This is a genomic window from Rummeliibacillus sp. GQ308 (assembly GCF_059759115.1).
The window spans coordinates 56,391-82,077 of record NZ_JCAXDQ010000003.1; the positions used below are offsets into that span (position 1 = coordinate 56,391).

The following is a 25,687-nucleotide window of genomic DNA, read 5'->3' on the forward strand; positions in this document are numbered from 1 at the left end:
GAGGAGATGATGTAATGATTATAATGATAAATGGAGCATTTGGTGTGGGTAAGACCACTATTGCAAATACGCTTCAAAACGAAATTGAACATAGTATGATATATGACCCTGAAGAGATAGGTTATATGTTAAGAAATGTTATTCCTATTGATATAAAGAGAACAGAATCCATTACAGGAGACTTTCAAGATTTAGAATTATGGAAAGAGTTAACTGTTGATGTGGCAAAAAGGTTAATTACAAAATATAAGATTAATCTTATCGTGCCAATGACGATTAGGAAAATAGAATACTTTCGTTTCATTTACAACGGATTTAAAAGTATTGATGATCAAACCTATCATTTTTGTTTGAGTGCAAGTAAAGAGACAATTTACGAAAGGTTAAGATTACGTGGAGAGGAAGAAGGCAACTGGTGTTTTCAACAAACCGATAAATGTTTAGAGGCCTACAATCAATATGATTTTGGAGAGTATATAGATACAGAAAAGGCTAGTATCATTGTAATCATTCAAGAAATAAAAGAAAAGTTAAGCCTTTTTTAAACTAAATTATTTCTAATTAACTAGTAATATGTTTATACAATACATACGAATAATTTTCCAAATGAAAGTGTGAGAATACCGGTATATACAGATAATTTATTAACCTGTATACCTAATTTATCATTCCTATACTAAGGGGTTTTATTTGAAAAAGATCTTCAACAATCATAATCCAATTGAATATATTAAAGGTTTGTTTGACAAAACAAGCCTTTTCTTTTTGTTTAAAGAATACTTCAATAATTTAATATCATTGAAAATGAAAATTCTCTGTATTACTATATATCATAGTAATCTTATAAGAATAATTAAAATGCAGGTGTAGATACAGAATCAATTTCAATAAATGGATGGCCTTTTGTCCTGTGAGATGAATTGACATTATGAATGATTAAAAATATCACATTTCGTTAATACACTATTGTAAAGGTTTTTAAAATGGATTTAGAAGAATTGAAAATGGTATTGAAAGGTGGCTTTAGAATGAACTACTATCATTCTATTCTTGACTTAGTCGGAAAAACTCCAATCGTTAAGTTGAATAAAATTCCCGAAGCAACTGGAGCAGAAGTCTTTATTAAATTAGAGTCTTTTAATCCTGGAGGGAGCGTAAAAGACCGTGCAGCTCTCAATATGATTACAAGAGCTGAAAAAGAAGGAAAACTCATTCCTGGTAAGAGCACAATCATTGAACCGACTTCAGGCAATACAGGAATTGGTCTTGCTATGGTGTGTGCAGTAAAAGGTTACCCCTGCATCATTACGATGCCTGATAATGCAACAAAGGAACGCATTAAAATTATGAAAGCGTATGGTGCGGAGGTTCATTTGACGCCATCCGAATTTCGGATGCAAGGTTCTATCGATGAGGCTATACGTCTCTCAAAAGACATTCCAGATAGCTTCATTCCTATGCAATTTGATAACCAAGCTAATGCGGATGCCCATCGTAAAACAACTGCTGTGGAAATCCTAGATACATTTGATGGTTCATTGGATGCCTTTGTCTTAACAGCAGGTACAGGTGGCACAGTAACTGGCACAGGTGAAGAGCTAAAAAAACAGTTGCCTGATTTAAAAATCTATGTAGTAGAGCCAGCGGGTTCACCAGTTCTTTCTGGCGGCCAACCTGGACCGCATAAAATTCCTGGCACAGGCCCTGGGTTTGTCCCTTCTATTTTAAACCGAGATATCTATGATGAAATTCTTCATATTGAAGATGAAGATGCTACAGTCATGGCACGCCGCCTTGCAGCGGAAGAAGGTATTTTTGTTGGCGCTTCAGGTGCTGCTTCAGCCTTTATGGCAGTTCAAGTAGCTAAAAAGCTGCCACCTACTGCTAAAGTGCTTTGCATTGCACCAGACACAGGCGAGCGTTATTTATCATCCGATTTATTTGAAGACTAATAATCAAAAACCCAAGAATCAAGTATTCTTGGGTTTTTCAATCTCTTTATTTCTTGCCTTCCTATGCACTTCTCGATTCTGCTAACTTCAATAAATAGTATTGCTCCTCCTTTGCCATATGTTCTGCCATGGGTGCTGTAAAGCTGCTTAATACTTCTGCACTTAGCTCGTGTTCCTCTAACTCTAGCAAAAATATTTTAAACAAATTCATTTCAACGTCTACTTCATTATTAAATCGTTTCAACGCTGGGAAAGAATCTATATTAGCTTGTAAAAAAGTAGTTAACTCCACTGCCTTTAAATAAAACTGTTCAAAATGCTGAGTGAACAAATGGCTTTTTTCTTTTAGCCTCTTTTCCACTCCATCCATATTATCGTTTATTGTTCCCGCATGCCCATAAGCATCTCTCAACCATAATAAGTGATGGTGCAACTCATGAAAAATGGGCGGAACTTCTCCTTTTTCTAAATAACCCAAAACATTCTGGTACTCTTCTAGCTCCAGCACCATATGTCCAATAAACGAAGGGGTTAAATGAATTCCGATCTTGCCTTCTAACTGACGTCTAATTATATCGAATTTGAATCGCTTTAATTGCTCTGCTGCTTCATTGGCCTCACTTGCAAAGCTTGGCGCACTTGCAATATCTAATGACTTTACTTTTCCATGCAGCTCCTTAAAACGCTTGATAAAACCTTTTGCCTTCTCAATGGCTTCTTTTTCAGATTCATATAACGAGTCACGAATAAATTGACCATGATTCATTAGGATTTCTAGCCAAAAGTCATGTTCATACACTGCACTTTTTAAATAATCAGCGACCTCTATCACTCCTTCAAAATCACTCTACCCTCAGTCTATTGTGATGAAGGATTGTACTATGTATAAATTTATACAATTTTTTTACTAAGCTCTTAAAAACAATCTAAAAAAATATTTTACTCAAAAACAAAAGGATGTTATAATTTTATCGTGTTAGCATACTAGTGTACTAAAGTGTAAATAAAAATCTATTAAGCAAGGGGTCTGAAATATGAAACGTTTATCCATGCTTTTCCTTACATCCATTATGCTGCTAGGCATACTTGCTGGATGTTCCAGCAAATCAAGTTCTGATTCAAAAACATTGACCATCGGTGTAGATGACTCATTTGCGCCAATGGGCTTTCGAGATAAAGATAATAACTTAGTAGGCTTTGATATCGACTATGCAAAAGCTGCTGCGAAGAAAATGGGCTATAAAGTAGATATTCAGCCTATTGAATGGAAAGCGAAAGAATCCGAATTAAATAGCGGACGTATTGACTTAATCTGGAATGGTTATACCATTACGGACGAAAGAAAGAAAAAAGTAGACTTTTCTAAACCTTATCTAAAAAATGCGCAAGTCGTTGCAACGCTAGCTAAAACAGACCTTTCTTCATTAAAAGATTTAAAGGGCAAAATCGTCGGTCTGCAAGCTCAATCTTCTGCTGCGGACGCTTTAGATGCGAGCCCTGTTAAAGCTACTCTCAAAAGTACTAGTGAGTATGCAAATAATGTAATGGCATTAAATGATCTGAAAAGCGGTCGAACAGATGCCGTGATTATTGATGAAGTGGTAATTGATTATTATATGGCCAAAGATCCTGACACATTTAAAGTATTAGATGAATCGCTATCACCTGAAGAATATGGTGTCGGTGTGAAAAAAGGCAATGAAAAACTGTTAAATAAACTTCAAAAGGCTTTAGACAGTATGAACGAAGACGGTACTGCGAAGAAAATTTCAAACAAATGGTTCGGCGAGGACAAGGTGTTAAAGTAACAACAATAAAGAAATGATTCTCCCTTTATTTTGAGGCTTGGGTGCCCATTCCTTAAACATGCTATTCGTATAGGAAGAATTGCTTTCGCTGTGCGGACAATAGGCGCGCGAGCCTTATAGGAGGAAATGACATGAGTTTAGATTATATCCTGACGATTCTAAAGCCAATGCTTCAAGGATCTCAAATGACGCTATTATTATTTATCATAGCCATTGTGCTATCCATTCCGCTTGGGTTTTTATTAACATTAGCTGTCAACAGCAGCATCAAACTGCTTTCCTTATTAGCCCAAGCTTATATTTATATCATGCGGGGCACTCCGCTTTTGCTACAATTATTAATTATTTGTTTTGGTTTACCGATGATACCGGGAATCGGACAATATTTAGTATTAGACCGTTTTACTGCAGCGTGTATCGGATTCATCCTAAATTACGCGGCATACTTTGCAGAGATATTCCGAGGTGGTTTATTGGCTATCGATAAAGGCCAATATGAAGCAGCTCAAGTACTGGGCTTAAACAAGTTCCAAACTACAGTGCGTGTTATTCTGCCACAAATGTTTCGGATTGCCATCCCATCGCTTGCAAATGAATCTGTGACATTAATTAAAGATACAGCTCTTTTATATGCAGTCGCTGTACCAGAATTATTACATTTTGCGGAAACAGCTGTAAATCGGGACTTCACTATTGTGCCATTCTTTATAGCCGGCATTATTTATTTAATTATGACACTAATCTTAACACTGCTTTTCAAGTGGATCGAGCGACGGTTTACATTTGAATAGAGAGGAGCAATTGATATGGCAATAATGGAAGTGACCAATCTAAAGAAAACATTTGGCGATCTAGAAGTATTAAAAAGTATCACCTTTGATGTACAAAAAAACGAAGTGGTAGCCGTTATCGGTCCCTCTGGTTCAGGAAAAAGTACTATGCTCAGAAGCTTGGTGCACCTTGAAAAAATAGATGATGGCACTATCAATATTGATGGTGAATATCTCGTAAATAAAGGTGCTTATGCCTCACCTTCAGATTTAAAGAAAGCATCTACCAAAATGGGCATGGTGTTTCAACATTTCAATCTCTTTCCTCATTTAACGGTAAAGGAAAATTTAGAAATGGCACCTAAGCTTGTAAAGAAAGAATCTGCTCAAGAGCTTAGTCGTCGCAGTATGGAATTGTTAGAAAAAGTAGGCATGGCAGATAAAGCATCTACCTATCCCTCTAACCTATCAGGCGGCCAAAAACAGCGTGTGGCGATCGCAAGAGCCCTCATGATGCAGCCGGACATTCTGTTGTTTGACGAACCAACGTCCGCACTAGACCCTGAGCTTACAGGAGAAGTGTTAAGCGTTATGAAAGAATTGGCTAAAGAGCAAATGACGATGATTGTGGTAACGCATGAAATGGGATTTGCACGTGAAGTCGCAAATCGTGTCCTCTTTATGGATCAAGGTGAAATCCTGGAGGCAGGCACACCCGAAGAAGTCTTTGACAACCCACAATTTGAACGGACAAAAGCATTTTTGCACCGGAATTTAAAATAATCCATTTAAAAAGTTGGCCAACAAATAGTTGTGGCCAACTTTTTTTATTAATCTTCTAAGTATGGTGGATGGACAACGAGCACATCGCAGTTTGCAGTGCGGACAATCGCATTGGTAACACTACCGACTAAGAAGCGCTCTACCGCATTTAGTCCTGTTGCACCGCAAATAATTAAGTCAGCTTCCACTTGTTTAGCAATATCCCCTGTGATAGCTGTTTTAGGTGAGCCGTATTCAACCATTAAATTAACATCTGAAACGCCAGCCGTTTCTGCCTCTTTGTAGCCTTCTAATAGACTTTTAGCAAATTGTTCTGCATTTCTTTGTTCATCTGTTAGGTTATAAGAGTCTAATACAGCGTACGCTCTTGAATCGATGATATTCACCAAGTGTAGCTTAGCTTGGTTACGTTTAGCGATTTCAACGCCCTTTTTTAAGGCATACTCAGCTTCTTTAGAGCCATCAATACCTATAAGTATGTTTTTGTAATTTCCAATCATTTCATTTTCCCCCTTTTCTTTTTCAATTTATACCCTTTTTCAAGTTATTTCAAATCAGAGATAGAACAGCTCAGACGTTTTTTAGTATTTGTGTATTTTTTAAAACATTTCATTTTATTCCATTTGCATAACTGCTTTTCTATTACGCCATACTAGGGATGAAGATAAGAAATCTGGCAAGAGGAGTGTTATACAGTTGGCTAAAAAGAATACGAGCGCTTTATCCATCTTTGCATTGGGCGGATTAAATGAAATCGGCAAAAATATGTATGCTATCCAAGATGAAGATGAAATTTTGATTATTGACTGTGGCGGTAAGTTCCCCGATGAAAGTCTATTGGGGATCGACCTGATTATCCCTGATATCACCTATCTCATGGAAAATAAAGAAAAGATTCGCGGTCTGATTGTCACGCATGGCCATGAAGATCATATTGGTGGCATCCCTTATTTCCTAAAGAAGATAAATGTTCCTATTTATGCATCTCGTTTTACCCTTGGCCTTATTGAAGTCAAATTAAAAGAGCATAAGCTATTACGTAAAACAAAGCTTCATGAAATAAATTCCAATACAGTGATTGCATTTGATCGCATAGAAGTGAGCTTCTTTAAGACGAGTCACAGTATTCCAGATTGCCTGGGAATTGTCTTTTCTACTGAAGAAGGAATCATTGTACATACAGGTGACTTTAAGTTTGATTTAACACCTGTGAATGCTCAATATTCAGATGTTCATAAAATGGCCGAAATCGGCAACAAGGGCGTATTGGCTCTTTTATCAGAGAGTACCAATGCTGAACGCCCAGGGTCCGCTCCTTCTGAACAAGAAGTGGGAAAACATATTGATGAAGCTTTCTTCGCGGCAGAGAAGAAAATCATAATCTCTACCTTTGCTTCCAATATCAATCGTGTTCAGCAGATTATCGATGCAGCAGTAAAGACAAACCGCAAAGTGGCTTTGTTAGGACGAAGCATGCTCACTGTCGTTCCAATTGCGATTGAAAGAGGCTATCTGCAGGTACCTCCGCGATTATTAGTAGATGCACGAACTGTTATGAGTCTGCCCCCTGAAGAAGTCGTGGTACTTTGTACGGGCAGTCAAGGGGAGCCTTTAGCTGCGCTTTCCAGAATGTCGACATCAGATAATCGTGATGTTCAAATCCATGCTGGAGACACTGTTATTTTTTCAGCCTCTCCTATTCCAGGCAATGAAAAAGATGTATCACGTATTGTCAATAATCTTTTCCAGCTTGGAGCAAAAGTTATCTATGGCTCATCCAGCATTACAGGCATGCATGTTTCCGGACATGGCTACCAAGAAGATTTGAAATGGATGCTGACACTTATGAAACCGAAATACTTTGTTCCGATTCACGGCGAATATCGAATGCTGTATCTTCACCGTGAGTTGGCTGAGTCTGTCGGCGTAGAGGAAGGCAACACCTTTATTATGCAAAACGGAGACGTGCTGGATATTGAAAAAGGAGAAGCAAGGCAAACGCGTAAAATTCCTGCTGGTGATACCTATGTCGACAGCATTGACATAGGCGAAGTGGGAGAAATTGTTTTACGCGACCGAAAACAGCTTGCTGAAGATGGGATGCTCGTCATTGTACTCACCATAAGTAAAGAAGACGGCAGCATGACTGCCCCTCCCGACACCATCTCCCGTGGCTTTGTCTATGCGAAAGATAATGAAGTATTGCTTGGAAATGTCAACCGCCTCGTAACATCTACAATAGAAGATTTAGAGGGTAGAGACGCACAGCAATGGAATATCGTAAAGCGCAAAGTAAAAAAATCGGTTGGCCAATATTTATTTGAACAAACAAGAAGAAGACCGATGATTTTGCCTATAATTTTTGAGATATAAAAGGCCAAAAGAAAAAGCCCCTATAGTAGGGGCTTTTATCTTTTATTTTTTCGCCTTTTTCACAGTAACTGTGACTGTTTTGCTTGTGCGTTTTTTAGAGTCAACCGTATTGAAATATAATTTTGTGCCGGCTTTTTGTTTTTTCAGCTTGATTTTGAATTGAGCATTTTTTGAAGCTGTTGTTTTGCCAATTACTTTTTTAGCTGAATTTTTCATAACTACTTGTAATTTAGGTTTTGCAAAACCTGACACAACAGTTGTTTTAGTTGTGATAGTTTTTACTTCTGGTGCTGCCGGACGATTGTCCTTTGCTACATACAAGGCTAATGTTGAAGCAGCTTTATATGATGGATTCGTCACTGTCATTGTTAAGTGTTGATTCACTTTTTGTGCAGGAATTTTCACTTTGAATTTTCCATGTACAGAAGTGGCTTTACCAATCACTTTAGAGCCTTTTTTCACGATAACTTTAGAACCAGTTTTTGCTCTACCTGTTACTGAAGTTGCTCTTTCTAGAATTGGATGTACTTTTACTCGTAAATCTGCAGTACTTACTGCGTTAAATGCATTCAAGCGGCCATAGCCTGATACAAGATCAGTACCGACACGAAGATCGAAATCTTCCGGATCCATGTCGCCGCCTAACAACATATCAAAGATGCTGCCGTCCTCACCAGTGTTATCTTTCCCTTCAAAGGTTACATTTTTTGAAGTTTGGTGAAGAATTGTTTTGATATCAGAAACGCTTAATGTAGAATCAACAGAACGTAATAATCCAGCAACAGCTGCTACGTGAGGCGCTGCCATTGAAGTACCGCTCATATATGTCACATTACCGTTTGGCACAAGGCTAGGAATATTCGTACCAGGTGCAACAAGGTCTAATTTCTCACCGAAGTTGGAGTAATCCGATACAATGTCCCAATCGTTTGTAGCACCTACAGAAATAGCATAGCGAGAACGTCCAGGATAAGAAATGCCCATTTGTCCATCATTTCCTGATGCTGCAATAACTGCTACACCTTTTGAAGATGCATATTGCATTGCTGCCTCAAGTGTACGGCTATATGAACCACCAAGGCTTAGGTTTATTACTTTTGCGCCATGGCTTGCAGCATATTTAATACCTCTAGCGATCGTTTCTGTATCGCCTGCTCCATCAGCTGTTAACACCTTGACAGGCATAATTTTTGCGTGCTGGTCAAGCCCTTGAATTGAATAGCCATTATTTGCCTCTGCTGCTATAATGCCCGCTACATGCGTACCGTGACCATTATCATCTAATGGACCTGTTGTTTCGTCAACAAAGTTTTTGCCGATAGACGGATCAACATGTCCTTTTAAATCAGCAAGAGTATAGTCAACACCAGTATCTACAACTGCAATGACTGTATCTTTAACTTTTTTAGTGCTTAATAGTGATTGAAGTTTATCGTTTTGAACATCCGCGCCTTTTGTTCCTTCATTTTTACCAAGATTCTTTAATGACCATTGATAACTTGATAAAACATCGCTAGATAGCGCATGGTAGGTTTGGACAGGCTCTACATATTCTACTTCATTTAACTTTTCTACTTGGGAAACAGTTGCTTGAAGTGCTTTCGTTTGAGCTTTTGCACTCATGCTTGCTGTTTTTGCATCCATTTCTACTACATACGTATTGTCAAGCAACTCATCTGAGTGTTCAACATTTGATAATGTAGAGAACGTTTTGTTACCAGAGATTTTAGATTGTACAGATTTCAATGTCTTGCCATCTTTTAATTTAACAATATATTTACCGGAAGCTGAGTTTCCATTTAATTTAATACCAACATTTTTCACGATAGCTACTAAATCTTCACCCGCTAGGCTATCAATCTGTACTTTTTTCGCGATAGCATCCATGCTTTGTTGTAATTTAGCTGGTACTGCAGCATATGCAATGTCGAAAAGCTGCTTAATCGCATTCGCTTCTGATTTGCTGATAACACGTGTGCTGTTTCCGCCATTTTGGTTTAAATCAGTGATAAGCGGTTGAATTTCAACCAAATGCTTGTACACATCTTGTTTTGTATCTTTGTTAAAAATCATTTTTGCCACAAGGAATGGTGCTGCTTTGTAGTATAAAGATGATAGCTGCTTGCCTTGTGTTGATTTTGCTAGAGTACCATCACGGAATAGACGGATATCTTTTAAGATTTGTGTAGCACTTTTTTGTTTTGCGACACTGTATTCAACAGGACATACAGAGCCTGTTGCTTCTTCTTTAGCAGGTGAAAGCTTAACAGATTTTGCTGTGATACTATAGTTGACTGAGTCTGTGCTACTACCTTCATCCTCACTAAGACTTTCCATCGGAAGATCATCTGCAAAGCCACTGTATTCCACCTTCACATAATAAGGTCCTTCCCATGCGTAAGGGAATGAAATAGTAGCAGCTTGATCAGAAACTGTCCCTGTTACGTATTGCTCAAAAGCATCATCCGCGATTGCTTTTGCTTTATTAGGATAAACAGATACATTTACAACTTGGTCACTGTTTATATCGAATTTTATATGTGAGTACTTTGAAACTTCTTCTTTCGTTGGTGTAACTTTGTACCAATATACACCTGGTTGGTCAAATGAACCTTTAACGGTCGCGCCATTTGTTATAGCTGTCGCATCATCAATTGCTGTTGCAGTAGTCGTTTCTGCTGCAAAGCTTTGTTGCGGCGGAAGCGTCAATCCTAGAATGATAGCAAATGCTAATAGCCAAACAGCAATTTTGCGAGTGTTATTTTGCTTCACTTAAAAACCTCCTATTAAACTTTTTTTGGAAAAACATCCTAATCCATCATAGCTCATTTACTCTATTCTTCAACAGGGTTTTTTAACAATTTTCATATTCTCAACTATTGACTTATATCAATACATGCAAATAGAACTATTAGTTAAATACATTTACCTATATAATAAGCTATAATACCTAGTTTTTAGTTTATTATTAGAAAAAAAATAAACCCATAGAGTTTTCCATGGGTTAATCAGTATTAAAGATACTTTCTTGAGTTTTTCTTTCCATCATAAGAATAAAGGACAAATTTATCTTCTACTACTGTTCGAAGATGCACGGGCCGCCCCCACAGCTGATAAACATAAGGCAGGACCTGTTCTAAATAACGAGGATCCAGCTCCATTCCTTCATAGCCATGTACTAAAAAGAGCTCTCCATTTCTTAGATAATCACCATTTTCGACGACAATGTAAGGGAAGCCACCATTGACGCGCATCTGAACGAGTTGGTCCCTCACTGCTACATAGTCTTTATCTGTAATTCGATAATCAGATCCTTGTTTTCCAAATAAATAGAGATCTTCCCGTTTCGCTAGATCTTTCGTTAAATAGTTACGAATAAAGGACATATCCGATTCAACTTCTCGCACTTCGAACATTTTTTGGCGACCCGAATTGGGTGCTACGCCAAGCCTTTTCATTTCCTCTGTTGGATTGTTGTATCTCTCTTCAATATCTTCAAAAATTTTAATTCCTAAATAATAAGGATTAATAGAGGTTTTGGATGGTTGGAGAACACCTGCATTCAGCTTAGCATAATCAATTGTTTCCTCCGTCGATAAATCTAACTCTCGCATAATGCGTTGATGCCAATAAGATGCCCAGCCCTCATTCATAATCTTTGTTTCTAATTGCGGCCAGAAATAGAGCATCTCCTCTCTCATCATCGTCAAAATATCTCGCTGCCAGTCCTCCAGCTCGCGGCTGTGTGTTTCAATAAATAAGAGGAGATCCTTTTCTGGTTCCTCGGGGAATTTCTTTTTCTTGAAGCGAGTGGATAGAGGCTCTTCTTCTTGTTGTTCTAAATTCCAAAGCTCGTCATAAGGCGATTTTCTTTTCCGTGGAGCTCCTATGTCCACTTCTTCTGATTTTTCGCCGAGCTGTGGCCGCATTAATGAAGGATCAATATGCTCTTGAATCGCTAAAATAGCATCTAGAAACTCTTCTACCTCATCTTTTCCATACAGCCTTTCATAGTGGGCAATACGCTCTGCAGTAGCAGTCATACTTTCCACCATGTCTCTTCGTGTATTGGAAAAACGAATATTATTTTTAAAGAAGTCACAGTGAGCTAAAACGTGTGCGATGATTAATTTATTTTGAGTTAATGAATTCGTATCAAGCAAGAAAGCATAGCAAGGATCTGAATTAATCACAAGTTCATAAATTTGACTTAGGCCTAAATCATATTGCAGCTTCATCTTATGAAACTGTTTTCCAAAACTCCAATGGGTAAAACGTGTTGGCATTCCATAAGCGCCAATTGTGTAGATTACTTCCGCGGGGCAAATTTCATAGCGCATTGGATAAAAGTCTAACCCAAAACCACTAGCAATCTCCGTAATTTCTTCGATTGCTATTTGAAGTTCTCTTTCCATTTTTTAATCCTCCTCCGCGCTTATTAACCTAACATTCTATCTCTAGCTGTGTTGAATCTTATAACTTTTGTTCTTCGACTTCTTTTTGGAAGAAGCATTTCAACGCTTCATATACATCATGTTTACTTTTAAGGACATAGTGGCGAAACTTAGGGTCTACAATCTTTTTATAGTTGTACATCATCGTTGAAAAACGATTATGTTGGTTGACCTCTCCATATCCAAACATGCTGGACACGCCCATTAGTTGCTGTACAAGTTTTAAACAAGCATCATTATCAGTAGACATATTTTCTCCATCTGAAAAATGGACAGGATATATATTGTATTTAGAAGGTGGATATTTTTCGTTAATGAGTTCAAGAGCCTTCACATAGGCAGATGAACAAATCGTTCCTCCGCTTTCCCCTTTTGTGAAAAACTCCTCTTCCGTCACTACTTTCGCTTTCGTATGGTGTGCGATAAATTCAATTTCGACGCTTTCATATTTGGTGCGCAGGAAACGTGTCATCCAAAAGAAGAAGCTTCTCGCACAATATTTTTCAAAGCTTCCCATAGAGCCACTTGTATCCATCATTGCAAGTACCACAGCTTTTGATTCGTGTTTAATCTCCTCATCCCACGTCTTAAAACGAAGATCATCATTATAAATAGGGGCAATCTCGGCTTTCCCCTTCATCGCATTTCGTTTGATGGCATTCAGTATAGTCCGTTTTTTATCAATATTGCCCATTAACCCTTTTTTACGTATATCATTAAATTCAATTTTTTCCGATTGGATTTCTGCTTTATCTTTTTCCTGTAAGTTCGGCAGTTCAAGCTCCTTAAACAATACACTTTGCACTTCTTCTATGCTTACCTCTGCCTCATAATAATCTTCCCCAGCTTGGTCTCCGGCCTTCTTCCCTCTGCCTGGCCCATTTTGTTGGCCGCTGCCATCACGGGCGATCACATCCCCAACTTTGCTGTCTCCTTTTCCTTGGCCTACATGCTTCGATTTGTCATAGTTATAACGAATTTTGTATTCATCTAATGAACGAATGGGAATCTTGATGACATCTTTCCCATTCGACATCACGATGTTTTCTTCACTGACTAAGTCAGGCAAATTGCTTTTGATAGCTTCTTTTACTTTTTCCATATGGCGTTGCTGGTCTTGATGCCCTTTGCGATGGAGAGACCAATTTTCCTGTGAAATGACAAAATGCTTATTCGGATTTTCAGCCATTATATCCTCACCCATCTCTTAATTTTGAAACTCTGCACTTGGCGTTTGCATTGGGATAATTCTTAATGCTTTACTTATACTATGCATAGAGATTGAATTATTTAACTTTTTGATATAAAAAAATGGAGTGTCCTTAAAAAATGTGGACACTCCTTAACACTTAGCGATTCAATAAACTACCAACATATTGAAGCAATTCATTGGCAGAAGTAGTTGTATATCCATGTTCATCCACCAAAGTTGCGATTACTTCATTCATTTTTTTCAACTGCGATTCATCCGGTGTTTTGGAGGAAGTCGTGATTTTCACGACATCTTTTAAATCGGCGAACAACTTCTTCTGAATAGCCTCTCTTAACCGTTCATGCGAGTTATATTCAAATCGTTTTCCTTTACGCGCATAAGCAGAGATCCGAATCAAGATTTCTTCGCGGAAGCCTTTTTTCGCATTTTCTGAAATACCAATCTGTTCTTCGATTGAACGCATTAGCTTTTCGTCTGGGTTTAGTTCTTCCCCTGTCAGCGGGTCACGCAGCTTATTTTTATTGCAAAAGGCTTCTACATTATCTAAATAATTATTCATCAGCGTCTTAGCAGATTCTTCATATGAATAGACAAATGCCTTTTGGACTTCATTTTTCGCAATCTCATCATACTCTCTTCTAGCAATGGCAATAAAATTCATGTATTTGTCTTTATCTTCCTGACTAATGGAAGCATGCTGATCAAGCCCATCTTTTAAAGCTAAAAGGACATCCAGCGCATTAATTGATGGTGACTTCTTGCGAATAATCGCTGAAGAAATTCGATTGATAATATAGCGTGGATCGATACCATGCATGCCCTCGTTCGGATATTCTTTCTTCAAATCTTCCACATCTACAGAATTATAGCCTTCAACACTCTCGCCGTCGTACAGTCTCATTTTCTTTACAAGATCGATTCCTTGTTTTTTAGGTACTTCCAACCTGGATAAAACAGAGAAAATCGCAGCTGCTTTTAATGCATGCGGTGCTATATGAATATGATTCATATCACTGTCGCGAATCATTTTCTCATAAATCCGTTCTTCCTCTCTCACCTTCAGGTTATAAGGAATAGGCATGACAATAATACGTGAATGTAGGGCTTCATTCTTTTTATTGGATATAAACGTACGGTATTCCGTTTCATTTGTGTGTGCCACAATCAATTCATCCGCACTAATCAATGCGAACCTACCTGCTTTAAAGTTTCCTTCTTGCGTTAAGGAGAGGAGATTCCATAAGAATTTTTCGTCTAGCTTCAACATTTCCTGGAATTCCATCATTCCGCGATTCGCTTTATTTAACTCACCATCAAAACGATAGGCTCTTGGATCAGATTCTGATCCGTATTCTGCAATCGTTGAAAAGTCGATGCTTCCGGTTAAATCAGCGATGTCTTGTGATTTCGGATCGGATGGTGTGAATGTGCCGATACCTACGCGTTTATCTTCAGAGAAGAAGATGCGTTCTACCTGCACATTTTCAATCTCTCCCCTATATTCTTGGTCAAGGCGCATTGTGTTTAGAGGCGAAAGATTTCCTTCTATACGAATGCCGTATTCCTCATAAAAGTCGTTACGCAGATGGGGTGGAATGAGATGAAGCGGATCTTCATGCATTGGGCAGCCTTTAATCGCATAAACTGCTCCCTCATCTGTACGTGAATACTGTTCTAATCCCCGTTTAAGCATAGTCACAATCGTGGATTTACCACCGCTGACTGGCCCCATTAATAACAAGATACGTTTTCTTACATCTAATCGTTTGGCTGCAGGGTGGAAGTATTCTTCTACCAGCCTCTCAATGGCTTCTTCAAGTCCAAAAATTTCTTCACCAAAGAAGTGATACATTTTCTTGCCGTCTCTTTCATTGAGACCAGAGCTTTTAATCATATTATAAACGCGCGAATGAGCAGTTTGAGCCACTTCAGGCCTTTCTTTGACTATCTCTAAATAGTCTGCAAAAGTACCTTCCCACTTCAGCCTGTTTTCTTCTTCACGGTAACGTTTAAACTTATTTAAAATATCGATTGTTATCCCTCCATTCAGGCCTGTTTTAACCATGATATGTTAGGAACTTTCGAATGATAACTAATTAATTTAGGGATTTATGGAACTACTATGATTTTTAGACACTGGCTTATGAAATCAACATTTTTGGATATTCTATCGAAGAAGGAAAGGAGGATTTTGATGAATCGCTTGATTATCGCATTCTTACTAGCACTCTCATCTATTCAAATGGTTCTTCCTCTAAATGTATTAGCTGAAACGGAAACATCTAAAGAAGACCTGCTAAAGCAGCGAATGTCTCTTTATGTTCAATTTGAAGATATGTTGGTGCCTTGGTATTTCTTAGCTGCTATTGATCAATATGAACGTAATATTCAGGCAGTACGAAAAGATATTCCATCACGGGAAGGCGTAGTTGCCATCCGCTTTTCTGATGAATATTGGGCAGGCCCTTTTAATCCTTTAATACAGGATAATTCACCAACTACGATTGATTATTTTGGTGGCATGGGGCTTGATGGAGATAAAGATGGTGTGGCTGATGCTGAAAATGATATTGACATAATCTATACGATGGCCAGTTACTTAAGTCATTACGGACCATCAGAAGCCGATTTCAAAAAAGCTTTATGGGATTATTACACCAATGAGACGATCGTCAATCAAGTCTTGGCCATTGCATCATTATATAAAAAATATCAAGATATCAATTTAGACCAGTACACTTTCCCCGTAGCGCTCGGATATAATTATACCTTCAAGGGAACCTGGGGAGCCAACCGTGGTTGGGGCGGAAGGCGTATTCATGAAGGAACAGATATCTTTGCTGACTATGGGACGCCGGTATTATCTGCTTCATATGGAGTTGTCGTCACAAAAGGATGGAACAAATTTGGTGGATGGCGAATCGGCATTCGGGATCACCATAATTCCTATCATTACTATGCTCATCTTTCCTCCTATGCCAAAGAAATAGAAGTCGGTGATATCGTCAAACCTGGAACGATAATTGGTTATGTAGGTAGCTCAGGTTATGGAAGTGAAGGAACCTCAGGTAAGTTTCCACCGCATCTCCACTATGGTATTTATAAATTTAACGGCCGTTATGAATGGGCTTATGACCCTTACCCTTCCCTTCTACAATGGGAAAGGACGGCGAAAGCCCAACTTAAAAAGAACTAACGAAACCAAAGTTTGGATAAACAGAACAAAAGGAGATTTTACGAAGCTAAAAATTTGGGCTTCATAGAATCCACTTCAAAAAACGATGAATCTTATTTAAAAGTGGTGTGTAGTAGACGGCGACTCTGCGGATGAGCTTTAAAGCTCCGCAGGATTGGATAGAAGGAAATTGAAGGCAAGCCTCGTAGAAAATGCTCTCTGGAACGGATCACCAAAAGTTCTTCCTACTGAATGAATTCTATAGAAGAACAAAAAATACCGAACAAATGTGAGATTTTTTCACATTGTTCGGTTTTTTCATAGGCAATTCATTATTATCTTTTATCATTTACAGGATATTTTGTTTTACAAACATTAAAAATTCTCTTTGCATCGAGCCAAGAGTCAATATTTTGGTGGGAATTCTAAACTTCCATGCCTGCCTCTTTAAATTGAAAGACCATAGGACTGTAAGCGGATCTTTAGTAGCATACTTTTGATCTTGGATTTCAGCTAATTCAAAAATAAGTTTATGTACTATTTTGGTGGAGAATAGATTTAGAAAAAGAACAATCATATGATTATCATTTATCAGTAGTATAGCTCGATTGGTGATAGCTGAAAAGCCTTGAGGCGTCGCGTAACAAAGAAGCATATCTGGCTCTCTATGAGATTCAGCAAGACTTTCAAGCGATTTTTTAGTAATAAATAGCATGATGAGATACCTCTATGTATATCATATTTTTTTCAAACATTATAAGAAAAAAGTGAAATCGTTAGAAAGATTTCACTTTTTTCACAGATAGAATGGGTAAATAATTAACTTAATTCACTTTGTAAATCTTTATACAGCTTAAAGAGCATTATTCGCTCTCCTGTTTGTGTGCTTATATCTGTGTGGAAGCTTAAAACCTCTTGGTTTGTGATCGATCTGATAATTGCCTTTAATTCATCTATTCCTGATTCTACAAGACTATTGCGATGATCTTTTACCCTTAGCAATCCTTCTTTCTTTTCACAGACAGAATATTCTGCAGGCGTTAGGATACCTTGTAGCACGACAATAATCATGTCTCGCAAAATATCCGATTTCACTGAAACCGATCCGCGCCCTAAATAATTCTTCTCCCAGTGCGTCAAAGCTTTGCTGATTTCCGATTCTACCGTTCCTCTAGTTTTATCCATTTTTCAATCTCCCGCTAACCTGTTGGCATTTTAGTCATTCTGCTTCTATTTTAATAATGCGAAGGTAATCACGTAAAGCAATAACTTATGAAAAACTGTGCCATATGCCATCTGGATCGATGCACGAAAGGCGAATCCAGCCGTTCTGTAGCTTCTGGCGGAACTCCGCATTCTGTTCTAAGATTTGCTGAACCCTATACTTAGGAGCTTGCACGACCACTAATAAACGTATAGGTGCATGGTACGCCTCTTCATCAGACATCATAACAGATTGCCATGGAAGTCCAAAAAGAAGATCGCTTGCATTACCCTGCATGACGCCAACTCCCGCAGTAATCGTCTGTGTGGCTTTATTGCCGCTGCCATAATAATGCGGAGCTACTGTAGACGCATAATATTGTAAGTTAATCCATTGTGCTACTAGAGCAGGGCCTGCAATGATACTAGCCAGTATATCGCCTGTTGGATCTAGCTGCCACTGATAATTTTGAAGAAATACTCTTCCCTCTAGGTCACAATCTTCCGTTAAGGTCCGTTCGCCGATTATAAATCCAGCATTCCGCGCTAACCCCCATTCAGGACGCACCTCGCTCCAATCGTCAGCGAAACGGCGTACCTCCTCTTCCGGATTTAGGCAATCAGGATGGAGTGTCGGAAGCTGAGCAAGTCTTTCAGCGTTTACACTCTTACGCACAGTTGGAAGAGCCCCTTGAATAAGCTGGAATGAATTTTTTGCAGCTACCGGTAATTCCGGCAGATACGTAAATTTCAACTCATCCAACGAAGTAATATGCTCAGCCGCTGCAAAAACAGTATCTTCTGGTATGTGAATGCCTTCTTTGGCAAGAGTCTCACGAACATTAGATAGATTACATAATGTCGCCAACACACGTGCATTAAATTGGCTTGATGCTCCTCCACATGCCCCGCAATCAAGAGCTGATGCATATGGGTTGTTTCGACTTTGGCTTCCATGACCGCAAATAACAACCAATGGGGCAAAGTTCTCTGTCAAACTCATTGTTTGAAGGGCTTGCCGTACATAAAATACTTGTTCTTCTTCCGTAAAACCTACAGGCAATTCACCTGCTCCTTCATCTGGAGAATGAAGCGTCAATTTTGTCATTGGCTTTTTAAGCCATTTTTCGCTCATTTGTCGCATGACTTCACCAGCTTTTTGCGGGATAAAGCTTCGTGCTAATGTTTGAATACTAAGCCATGGTCCGCTGATTTCAGGCAATAGCAGGCTCGTCAGCATATTTTGTTTCATTGTTTTAAATGTTTTCCCAACGGAATGGGCAGTATGTGCCCGCTCAATGTATTGTTCTAGCTGGTCCCTGTCCGTAGATTCAAGCACTTTGTGAGAAGGCTTAAACATAATCGGCAATGAATTATGGCTATTGGAGCTTGCAAGTTCGTTTGTTTCAATAGGCAAGCCAAAAAATCCAGCTGTCCCAAAAGTCTCAAATGGCCCGCTTCTTTCTAAATGCCTTCTGAACGTTTCAGAACGTACATCAATACAAAAAGCAAATTGTGCTGCGATTGTTTTTGCTTCTTCTATTGTTGTAGGTTTAGTCGGCAAGCATTCTTGAAGATTTTTTTCATACGTTTTCTCCCAAGCTTCTAGCCAAAGGCGGCCTTGGACAAAGGAATCGAAGCGATTTGCGAGCATAAGGCGTGCTTTTATTTCCTCTGGTTCTAATGCTGCCCAATCCTCGAGTCTCTCTCTGCCAAATTCAACCCAGCTAATAACAAGTTTTTCAATGAGTTGAACATCATCTTGCACTGGCTCTGGCAACGGAAGATATTCTTTTACGAATATATATTCAAGAGATAGCCGCATAGCCAGATATTCTAAAAGCAGTGCCGCTGATTCTTCTTCACGGCTGCGTATCATACCTGCCCATCCTGGTAGTGCAAGGAGGTGAGCCTCCAAATATTCTTGCCATTCTGTGTTAGGAATATCCATACTGTGAAGCACTTCCATCAATGCTTGCTCTGCATTTTGATTTAGTTGATCAAGTTGCCTGCGCGTTTCATGAGTAAGCGTGCGATCATATTTAGCCATTTGGCGCCATGCTGCATAAAATCCAGCCTCTTTATTGGGCATGGACCACACCGCAAGTGATTCATCCAAATATAATTTACACCATTTAATCACATGTAGATTTACATTTTCTACAAGAGATTCGTTTCCTGGTTGTTGCACACGTTGACTCATTGTTAAGATGGAATGTTTATTTTTAGTGGGTGAAAAGTATTTACTATACCAAAGTGCAGCAGTCTTTGCGCCAGGCAATTCTCTTGTAGTGAAGGAATTTGATTCTTGTTGTAATACATTACGGCAATATTCTTTCGCGAGTTCTCTAGGCAAGCATATCAACTGCTCATCAAGCCATGCATTCAACCCATCTTCTAAGATGGCCAAATCAATTTCTCCCTTACGAGCAGCAGAGGAGACGATGGCATGATTAGGATACATGTCAATGTCACCCGTCTCCTTCAGCCTTTTTGCCACTTGGTCAAAAGTCTGGTGCTCGAGTCCCGCCCAAGGGCTTCTTGCTGCAAAGTTATTAATATCGCCGAGGGGCACAATGACCTCGCTCGCTTTTTTTACAATCTCTTGAAGCGAGCGATCGTTCGGTTTAAATCCCTCATCATAGTGAAGTGTTGACGCCGTACTCATTGATAATTCCCCTCCTTCGTTAATAATTGTGCAAGATAGTTTGGATGGCTTTCCGCGAGACGTTTTTTAGGTTCTCCAAGCCGAACTAGCCATAGATAAAGCGCAAAGGATACTTTATTATTCCTTCGAATCAGCCAAGTTCCACATACAATCGCAGCTAGTAAAACAACTAAAACAATAATCGATAGTATAAACGGCTGATGGAAATCGCTGTCGATGGTCCCCTGCAAAATGTTGTAAAACAGTGTATGAACGACTTTAAAAACAAGTCCACCTGCAACTAATAAGAAGAAACCTGCGATTTTTCCAGTAGCAGTAGGGTGTGCCGCTACCAGCTGTGCCCATGCAAGGGCAATCGACCAGCCGAGTAGAAGAGCACTAATCAGCTGATAGCCTTCTCCTTTAGCTGTCAGCCAAAGCCCTAATCCTATAAGTGTTCCAAGCGCACCACCTGCAACTGTCCATATAACAGAAGCTGCTTGGTCCTTAGAAGTAACAGGCGCTTTTGCCTTGGCAGCTGAACCTGCTTGCAAGAAAAGAGTAGATTTAAACAAACCATGCAATACTGCATGTGTAATAGCTGCAAGATAGGCGCCTAGTGCACATTGCACCAGCATAAAACCCATTTGTGCTATTGTTGATCCCACCAACTGCCGTTTATAATCCACTTGCACAAGCATAATGCCTGTGCCGATTAAGACAGAAAGGCCTGCAATAACAAGTAAAATTATCTGCGCCAAGTCCCCATTAAACAATGGAGAAAAACGAGCAAGCATAATACTTCCCGCATTAACAATCCCAGCATGCATAACAGCTGAAATAGGTGTTGGTGTAACAACAGAATCAAGTAGCCAACGATGTGTTGGCCATTGAGCAGCAGGAATGAGCGCTGACACAAGAAGCAATAAATTAATTCCTGTCTTTTCATAACCAGATAACAAACCTAATGTATCAGGGGTGAGTATAGTTGATAAACGCCATTCGCCTGTACTGTACGCTAACCAGAATAACGCAAGGCCCAGTGCCAGCAAACTAGCTAATAGATAGCCGCGGGATACTTTTGCAGCATGCTGCGCTACCTTCCATTCCTTCCTTAATCCGATTAAGACAGTTAAACAAAATAGTGTTAGCCCCCATCCAATAAATAAAAGGCGAACATCATCAGATAACCATGCAAGGGCATCAGCTGAAGTAGTAATAGTTAAAAGTGCAAAGTACTTGCGGTATGACTTATCGCCTAGCAAATAATGGACACAATATCGCTGAACGATTAATCCAATTGTCAAAACAAACAGAGACCAGAGCCATGATAATGAATCGAAATGCAATACTCCTAGGAAATAATCTCCTTTAGAAAAAATAAGACCTAATAAAGCGGCAATTGGTGCTAATGCCAGCATGCCGATATGAATGCGAATGAATCGAAGCGGGACTTGCGGATGCAGGATACACAATCCGCTCCCTAGAGAAAGTCCAAGAAAAATGAGAAACAATAGTGGCCACGACATCCAAAATCCCTCCTTTTTTTACATAAAAAAACCGACAATTTCATCATTTAAAAGGCGCAAGGCACTATTAAACAAAGAAATTATCGGTTTACTTTTAACGAACCCATCTTGAATGGGGATTAATCGTCTACCTTTAATATTCATTCTTCCTTTTAGAAGAATACCGTATTATAGTTTCATTTTTTCAAAAAACCATATCGCTATAGCTCTTTGCTAAAATGTTCTATAACTAATTCATTATTAGTAGCATACTATTTGTCAAAAATTCTGTCAAGTCAAGCCTTCATTCCAGGAATCCAATTCGGTCTTTTTAGAGCTCCCCACATCGGGTCAGGGATCGCTAATTCTTTCTGCATAGACATATCCATTTCTGTTCTAATGGATGACGGATTTTCTTGCGCTTTTTGTACCCAATCCGGTTCAATTAATAATTCGCGGCCTAATGCCACAAGATCAACACCTGTCTCCAATGCTTTCACTGCATCATCGAAACTATAAATTGACCCTACTCCAATCAAAGCAGTCCGGCCATTGATCGTTTCTATTAACAGTTGGACACGTGTTTTTTCTTGGTCGCCAGTAAAACGATGCGGCTTCGCGAAGAATTCCATATGCGATACATGCAGATAATCCAGCCCTTCTGCGGCCAAAGCATCTACAAGTTGGATAGTATCATCCATTGTAATCCCGTTTTCTTCAGGTTCTTCAGGTGAGAAGCGATAGCCAATGATAAAGGCTTCCTTAGCATGCGTTGCAGCCACTTGTTTTACCTCACGTAAAACCTCTAAAGGAAAGCGCATACGATTTTCAATTACTCCACCATATTCATCGGTCCTTTTGTTCGTGTGGGCAGAGAAAAATTGTTGCAATAAGTATGTGTTAGCTCCATGAATCTCAACGCCATCATAGCCTGCTTCGATCGCACGACGCGTTGTTTCGCCATACGCTTTGACTGCCTCTTTTACTTCATCAGTTGTCATGGGTCTTGGTGTTGCATTGTCTGGATAAGCGACATCACTTGCACTTACGATTTCGCCATTTGGTACCTCTTCTGGAATAGAACGTCTTCCTCCGTGGAAAATTTGAAGCACTGCTTTTGCTCCTCCTGTATGAATCGCATCAGCCACGCGTTTTAGGCTAGGGATAAACTTGTCATCATATCCGGCAAACTGTCCTGGAAAGCCTTTACCGTTTTCTAATACATGCGTGCAGGCTGTCACAATCATACCGACGCCTTCTGAACGGCGTGCATAATAAGCAACCTCCGCATCAGTAACGGTTCCATCGGCATTGCCAGAGTAGTTCGTCATTGGTGCCATCACGACTCTGTTGCGCAATACTACTCCGTTTTTCAAGGTATATTCTTCAAATAAATCTGCCATACATATTGACCTCCTATTTTTCATTTCTTCACTAATTTATCGTATTCTGCAAGTAATCATGTGTCAAAGAATTGAAACTTTCTGGGAAGGCCCCTCTTACTAGTTCACGTTCTCCAATAGTTTTGTGATTACTGAAAAACCCTGAGTTGTATATTTTAAAGATACTAATTTGATGTGGAGATGAAGTGGGAATAGCTGCGTTTTGCTAAGAGTAGTGGTAAGCCCTGAGTTGTCTTCGCTAATCCAACTTCAGCTATTTCGCTGAAAAACAACTGCAATTCAATTTCTCCCGCCCTCTTAGTCTCCTAACATGGAATTACTGATGTGTTATAATCCATTCTGCCGCTTCGCTCAAGTCATTACATACTGCATCGGCTAGTGGATCGCGTTCACCTAAATAAACTGTTTTCGCCCCTGCTTTCTCCCCCGCCATTATATCTGTATCGGTATCACCAACCATAAAGGATTTTGATAAGTCAACTTCATATTTTTTTGCTAGGTCTTCAATTAACTTGCTGTTAGGCTTTCGGCAAGCACAACCAGCTTTTGGTTTATGTGGACAATAGACTGCCTCATCCACACGGGCTCCCTGTTTCTTTAACTCCTCAATCATATGCAAGTGGATTTTTTTCAATTCCGATTCTTTCATATATCCAAGACCTACACCGCCCTGATTGGTGACCACAAACACAAAATCAAAATAGGCATTCAATTTTTTTATTGCTTCAGGAACACCTGGCAAGAAATATAAATCTTTCGGTTTGTTCACAAACTTTACCCTCTTGGTTAGTACCTCATTAATGACCCCATCACGATCTAAAAATACGGCTTTTTTCATATATATAAGCACCTTTCTTTAGCGTTTATCTTCTTCATCATTGTCACATTTTACTAATTCTAAAACAAACATTCTTTTATGCTTAAGCGTTTCGATGAAAGAGATTCGGGTATATTTATGTTGTAATCGCATATCAAAAAAATGAAACAAATAATGGAGGTAATACACATGGATAAAAAAGTATTAGGAATTTATAACTCAAGCGCGGAAGTGATTAAAGCTATTGATGAATATCGCCAAAAAGGATATGCAACTGACGATTTCTCAATTGCCCTTAATACAACAAACTTCCCTTCTGCTCCATCAGTCGTAAAAAATGAAACAGGTGTACTAACAGAAGATGTCGGCGGTCGCAATATGGAAGAAGATGAAGGTTTCTTCGATCGCCTAGCAGCAGTATTTAAAGGTGATTTCCACACAGATGTGGACCATGCATCTTATTACGAATATTTCTTAACACTTGGCTTTGATGAAGAATCTGCTCGTCGCTACGAACGCGATATTAACGATGGCCGTATTCTACTTTTAGCAAACAAAGAAGATGATGCCCTTTTAGGCACTGCTGACCCACTAACACCAGTAGACAACCAAGAGGCAAATGTAGGTCTTGATACCACAGTAGCTACTAATGATACAGTGGATGTTAATAATACAGTGGCAGATGAGCAAACATTAAAATTGCGCAAAGAACAACTTGATGTTGAAAAAGACCAAGTACAAACTGGTGAGGTTGAAGTTCACAAAGATGTTGTGGAAGAACCACAAACAGTCAATGTACCTGTCACACACGATGAAGTGTATGTAGAAAGACGAAAAGTTACTGATGAAGCAGCTGCCACTACAGATGCTTATGCTCCAATGGGTGAAGATGACACCATCCGTATTCCAATCGTCGAAGAACAAATTGAAGTGACGAAAAAACCAGTGGTAAATGAAGAAGTAGTCATTGGTAAAAAACAAGTGACCGAAACAGAACAAGTCACTGATAATCTAAAACGCGAGGAAGCACGCATTGAAACGACTGGTGATGCTTCTGTCACAGATAGCGATGTAGATGATGCAAATCGTGGTGCTATTACCGAGCAAGAACTATACGATCCTGCTAATAAGCACGATAATGACCTTCAAAAAGACAATCTTGATGATACGCTTACAGCTGGCAATATGAATGCCAATATTAAAAACAGAGAAATATAATAATATTTGGCTTTCTATCTTGTAAAAGCATAGCTAGACTGCTATACTTTCTGTAATTGAATATTCACTTATTTCAATATCTTTTGAAATAAGGATAGAGGCGCAAAAACCATGAGTAAGCTGCAAGAGGATGATGAGATCCGACTACTGCAGTGGAAAGGGGAATTTGCCGAAGCTTAGAGAAACTCATATTTCTCTATTGCTGGGCCTGCTGTTGAATAAACACAGGACTGTCATGTAGGAAACTATATGGAGGGCTATCGTACGCATGGAGATGACTTTATGAATTCTCGCAGCAACGTAGTCACATCACGTTGCTGCTTTTTTTGCGTTATTTTCTATACTGCCCTTCTCCAAAAAATG

The 25,687-nt window shown here is 39.1% G+C and carries 20 protein-coding genes and 1 riboswitch; of the genes, 8 read left to right on the forward strand and 12 right to left on the reverse strand.

All coding sequences use genetic code 11. From position 1 onward, the window contains the following. The first annotated feature begins 14 nt into the window (after positions 1-14). Both AC6CHJ_RS12650 and cysK read left to right on the forward strand, forming a co-directional pair. Positions 15-545, forward strand: a complete 531-nt coding sequence (locus AC6CHJ_RS12650) for an AAA family ATPase (protein WP_498288801.1) — start codon at positions 15-17, stop codon at positions 543-545. A 483-nt stretch (positions 546-1,028) separates the two neighbouring features. Next, on the forward strand, positions 1,029-1,952 hold the full coding sequence (gene cysK, locus AC6CHJ_RS12655) for a cysteine synthase A (protein WP_150285172.1): 924 nt from the start codon (positions 1,029-1,031) through the stop codon (positions 1,950-1,952). A gap of 61 nt (positions 1,953-2,013) precedes the next feature. Here cysK and AC6CHJ_RS12660 read toward each other — a convergent pair whose 3' ends face one another. Then, the gene (locus tag AC6CHJ_RS12660) at positions 2,014-2,718 is read right to left on the reverse strand and encodes a DUF2935 domain-containing protein (protein WP_498288973.1); all 705 of its coding nucleotides are present in this window, start codon (positions 2,716-2,718) and stop codon (positions 2,014-2,016) included. Positions 2,719-2,986: 268 nt separating this feature from the next. Between AC6CHJ_RS12660 and AC6CHJ_RS12665 the strand changes: the two genes are divergently transcribed. From AC6CHJ_RS12665 to AC6CHJ_RS12675, 3 genes are all read left to right on the forward strand, one after another. Next, the gene (locus AC6CHJ_RS12665; protein WP_498288803.1) at positions 2,987-3,760 is read left to right on the forward strand and encodes an amino acid ABC transporter substrate-binding protein; all 774 of its coding nucleotides are present in this window, start codon (positions 2,987-2,989) and stop codon (positions 3,758-3,760) included. A 131-nt stretch (positions 3,761-3,891) separates the two neighbouring features. Further along, the gene (locus AC6CHJ_RS12670; RefSeq protein ID WP_066789802.1) at positions 3,892-4,551 is read left to right on the forward strand and encodes an amino acid ABC transporter permease; all 660 of its coding nucleotides are present in this window, start codon (positions 3,892-3,894) and stop codon (positions 4,549-4,551) included. A gap of 15 nt (positions 4,552-4,566) precedes the next feature. Then, positions 4,567-5,313, forward strand: a complete 747-nt coding sequence (locus AC6CHJ_RS12675; RefSeq protein ID WP_498288805.1) for an amino acid ABC transporter ATP-binding protein — start codon at positions 4,567-4,569, stop codon at positions 5,311-5,313. A gap of 47 nt (positions 5,314-5,360) precedes the next feature. On the opposite strand, the gene AC6CHJ_RS12680 is transcribed toward AC6CHJ_RS12675, so the two are convergent. After that, complete coding sequence (locus tag AC6CHJ_RS12680) at positions 5,361-5,813, reverse strand: universal stress protein (protein WP_066789814.1); 453 nt, start codon at positions 5,811-5,813, stop codon at positions 5,361-5,363. Between the two features lie 265 nt (positions 5,814-6,078). On the opposite strand from AC6CHJ_RS12680, the gene AC6CHJ_RS12685 reads away from it, so the two are divergent. After that, positions 6,079-7,686 carry a ribonuclease J gene (locus tag AC6CHJ_RS12685; RefSeq protein WP_498288974.1) on the forward strand — a complete coding sequence of 536 codons (1,608 nt, stop codon included), beginning with the start codon at positions 6,079-6,081 and terminating at the stop codon, positions 7,684-7,686. Between the two features lie 42 nt (positions 7,687-7,728). Here AC6CHJ_RS12685 and AC6CHJ_RS12690 read toward each other — a convergent pair whose 3' ends face one another. From AC6CHJ_RS12690 to AC6CHJ_RS12705, 4 genes are all read right to left on the reverse strand, one after another. Then, positions 7,729-10,458: a S8 family peptidase gene (locus AC6CHJ_RS12690; RefSeq protein WP_498288806.1), complete on the reverse strand. Its 2,730-nt coding sequence runs from the start codon at positions 10,456-10,458 to the stop codon at positions 7,729-7,731. A gap of 242 nt (positions 10,459-10,700) precedes the next feature. Further along, entirely contained in the window at positions 10,701-12,101 is a 1,401-nt protein-coding gene (locus AC6CHJ_RS12695; protein ID WP_150285175.1) for a SpoVR family protein, read from the reverse strand. Positions 12,102-12,159: 58 nt separating this feature from the next. Next, entirely contained in the window at positions 12,160-13,329 is a 1,170-nt protein-coding gene (yhbH, locus tag AC6CHJ_RS12700; protein WP_150285176.1) for a sporulation protein YhbH, read from the reverse strand. 160 nt (positions 13,330-13,489) lie between these two features. Next, on the reverse strand, positions 13,490-15,385 hold the full coding sequence (locus AC6CHJ_RS12705) for a PrkA family serine protein kinase (RefSeq protein WP_147197358.1): 1,896 nt from the start codon (positions 15,383-15,385) through the stop codon (positions 13,490-13,492). 162 nt (positions 15,386-15,547) lie between these two features. On the opposite strand from AC6CHJ_RS12705, the gene AC6CHJ_RS12710 reads away from it, so the two are divergent. Then, positions 15,548-16,549, forward strand: coding sequence for a M23 family metallopeptidase (locus AC6CHJ_RS12710; RefSeq protein ID WP_147197246.1), 1,002 nt, complete (start codon positions 15,548-15,550; stop codon positions 16,547-16,549). A 328-nt stretch (positions 16,550-16,877) separates the two neighbouring features. Here AC6CHJ_RS12710 and AC6CHJ_RS12715 read toward each other — a convergent pair whose 3' ends face one another. From AC6CHJ_RS12715 to AC6CHJ_RS12740, 6 genes are all read right to left on the reverse strand, one after another. Continuing rightward, positions 16,878-17,243, reverse strand: a complete 366-nt coding sequence (locus AC6CHJ_RS12715; RefSeq protein WP_392996814.1) for a hypothetical protein — start codon at positions 17,241-17,243, stop codon at positions 16,878-16,880. Between the two features lie 104 nt (positions 17,244-17,347). Then, positions 17,348-17,713 carry a Na-translocating system protein MpsC family protein gene (locus AC6CHJ_RS12720; protein WP_249774790.1) on the reverse strand — a complete coding sequence of 122 codons (366 nt, stop codon included), beginning with the start codon at positions 17,711-17,713 and terminating at the stop codon, positions 17,348-17,350. A gap of 85 nt (positions 17,714-17,798) precedes the next feature. Next, on the reverse strand, positions 17,799-20,399 hold the full coding sequence (locus AC6CHJ_RS12725) for a DUF2309 domain-containing protein (protein ID WP_498288809.1): 2,601 nt from the start codon (positions 20,397-20,399) through the stop codon (positions 17,799-17,801). Beyond that, entirely contained in the window at positions 20,396-21,907 is a 1,512-nt protein-coding gene (locus tag AC6CHJ_RS12730; RefSeq protein ID WP_147197252.1) for an NADH dehydrogenase subunit 5, read from the reverse strand. Before AC6CHJ_RS12730 ends, AC6CHJ_RS12725 begins: the two co-directional genes overlap by 4 nt. Before the next feature lie 275 nt (positions 21,908-22,182). Then, entirely contained in the window at positions 22,183-23,289 is a 1,107-nt protein-coding gene (locus AC6CHJ_RS12735; protein WP_498288811.1) for an NADH-dependent flavin oxidoreductase, read from the reverse strand. Positions 23,290-23,605: 316 nt separating this feature from the next. Further along, on the reverse strand, positions 23,606-24,127 hold the full coding sequence (locus AC6CHJ_RS12740) for a D-glycero-alpha-D-manno-heptose-1,7-bisphosphate 7-phosphatase (protein ID WP_498288813.1): 522 nt from the start codon (positions 24,125-24,127) through the stop codon (positions 23,606-23,608). Positions 24,128-24,295: 168 nt separating this feature from the next. Between AC6CHJ_RS12740 and AC6CHJ_RS12745 the strand changes: the two genes are divergently transcribed. Further along, the gene (locus AC6CHJ_RS12745; RefSeq protein ID WP_498288815.1) at positions 24,296-25,324 is read left to right on the forward strand and encodes a YsnF/AvaK domain-containing protein; all 1,029 of its coding nucleotides are present in this window, start codon (positions 24,296-24,298) and stop codon (positions 25,322-25,324) included. 87 nt (positions 25,325-25,411) lie between these two features. Then, a riboswitch (Lysine riboswitch) is annotated at positions 25,412-25,592 on the forward strand. Positions 25,593-25,687: the final 95 nt, after the last annotated feature.

Bases quoted from the DNA above. Each gene is read 5' to 3' on its own strand.
- AC6CHJ_RS12710 (WP_147197246.1), top strand. From the start codon at position 15,548: ATGAATCGCTTGATTATCGCATTCTTACTAGCACTCTCATCTATTCAA.
- AC6CHJ_RS12650 (WP_498288801.1), top strand. From the start codon at position 15: ATGATTATAATGATAAATGGAGCATTTGGTGTGGGTAAGACCACTATT.
- AC6CHJ_RS12735 (WP_498288811.1), bottom strand. From the start codon at position 23,289: ATGGCAGATTTATTTGAAGAATATACCTTGAAAAACGGAGTAGTATTG.
- AC6CHJ_RS12730 (WP_147197252.1), bottom strand. From the start codon at position 21,907: ATGTCGTGGCCACTATTGTTTCTCATTTTTCTTGGACTTTCTCTAGGG.
- AC6CHJ_RS12660 (WP_498288973.1), bottom strand. From the start codon at position 2,718: ATGAATCATGGTCAATTTATTCGTGACTCGTTATATGAATCTGAAAAA.
- yhbH (WP_150285176.1), bottom strand. From the start codon at position 13,329: ATGGCTGAAAATCCGAATAAGCATTTTGTCATTTCACAGGAAAATTGG.
- AC6CHJ_RS12745 (WP_498288815.1), top strand. From the start codon at position 24,296: ATGGATAAAAAAGTATTAGGAATTTATAACTCAAGCGCGGAAGTGATT.
- AC6CHJ_RS12725 (WP_498288809.1), bottom strand. From the start codon at position 20,399: ATGAGTACGGCGTCAACACTTCACTATGATGAGGGATTTAAACCGAAC.
- AC6CHJ_RS12670 (WP_066789802.1), top strand. From the start codon at position 3,892: ATGAGTTTAGATTATATCCTGACGATTCTAAAGCCAATGCTTCAAGGA.
- AC6CHJ_RS12715 (WP_392996814.1), bottom strand. From the start codon at position 17,243: ATGCTATTTATTACTAAAAAATCGCTTGAAAGTCTTGCTGAATCTCAT.
- AC6CHJ_RS12665 (WP_498288803.1), top strand. From the start codon at position 2,987: ATGAAACGTTTATCCATGCTTTTCCTTACATCCATTATGCTGCTAGGC.
- AC6CHJ_RS12685 (WP_498288974.1), top strand. From the start codon at position 6,079: ATGTATGCTATCCAAGATGAAGATGAAATTTTGATTATTGACTGTGGC.
- AC6CHJ_RS12720 (WP_249774790.1), bottom strand. From the start codon at position 17,713: ATGGATAAAACTAGAGGAACGGTAGAATCGGAAATCAGCAAAGCTTTG.
- AC6CHJ_RS12695 (WP_150285175.1), bottom strand. From the start codon at position 12,101: ATGGAAAGAGAACTTCAAATAGCAATCGAAGAAATTACGGAGATTGCT.
- cysK (WP_150285172.1), top strand. From the start codon at position 1,029: ATGAACTACTATCATTCTATTCTTGACTTAGTCGGAAAAACTCCAATC.
- AC6CHJ_RS12675 (WP_498288805.1), top strand. From the start codon at position 4,567: ATGGCAATAATGGAAGTGACCAATCTAAAGAAAACATTTGGCGATCTA.
- AC6CHJ_RS12680 (WP_066789814.1), bottom strand. From the start codon at position 5,813: ATGATTGGAAATTACAAAAACATACTTATAGGTATTGATGGCTCTAAA.
- AC6CHJ_RS12740 (WP_498288813.1), bottom strand. From the start codon at position 24,127: ATGAAAAAAGCCGTATTTTTAGATCGTGATGGGGTCATTAATGAGGTA.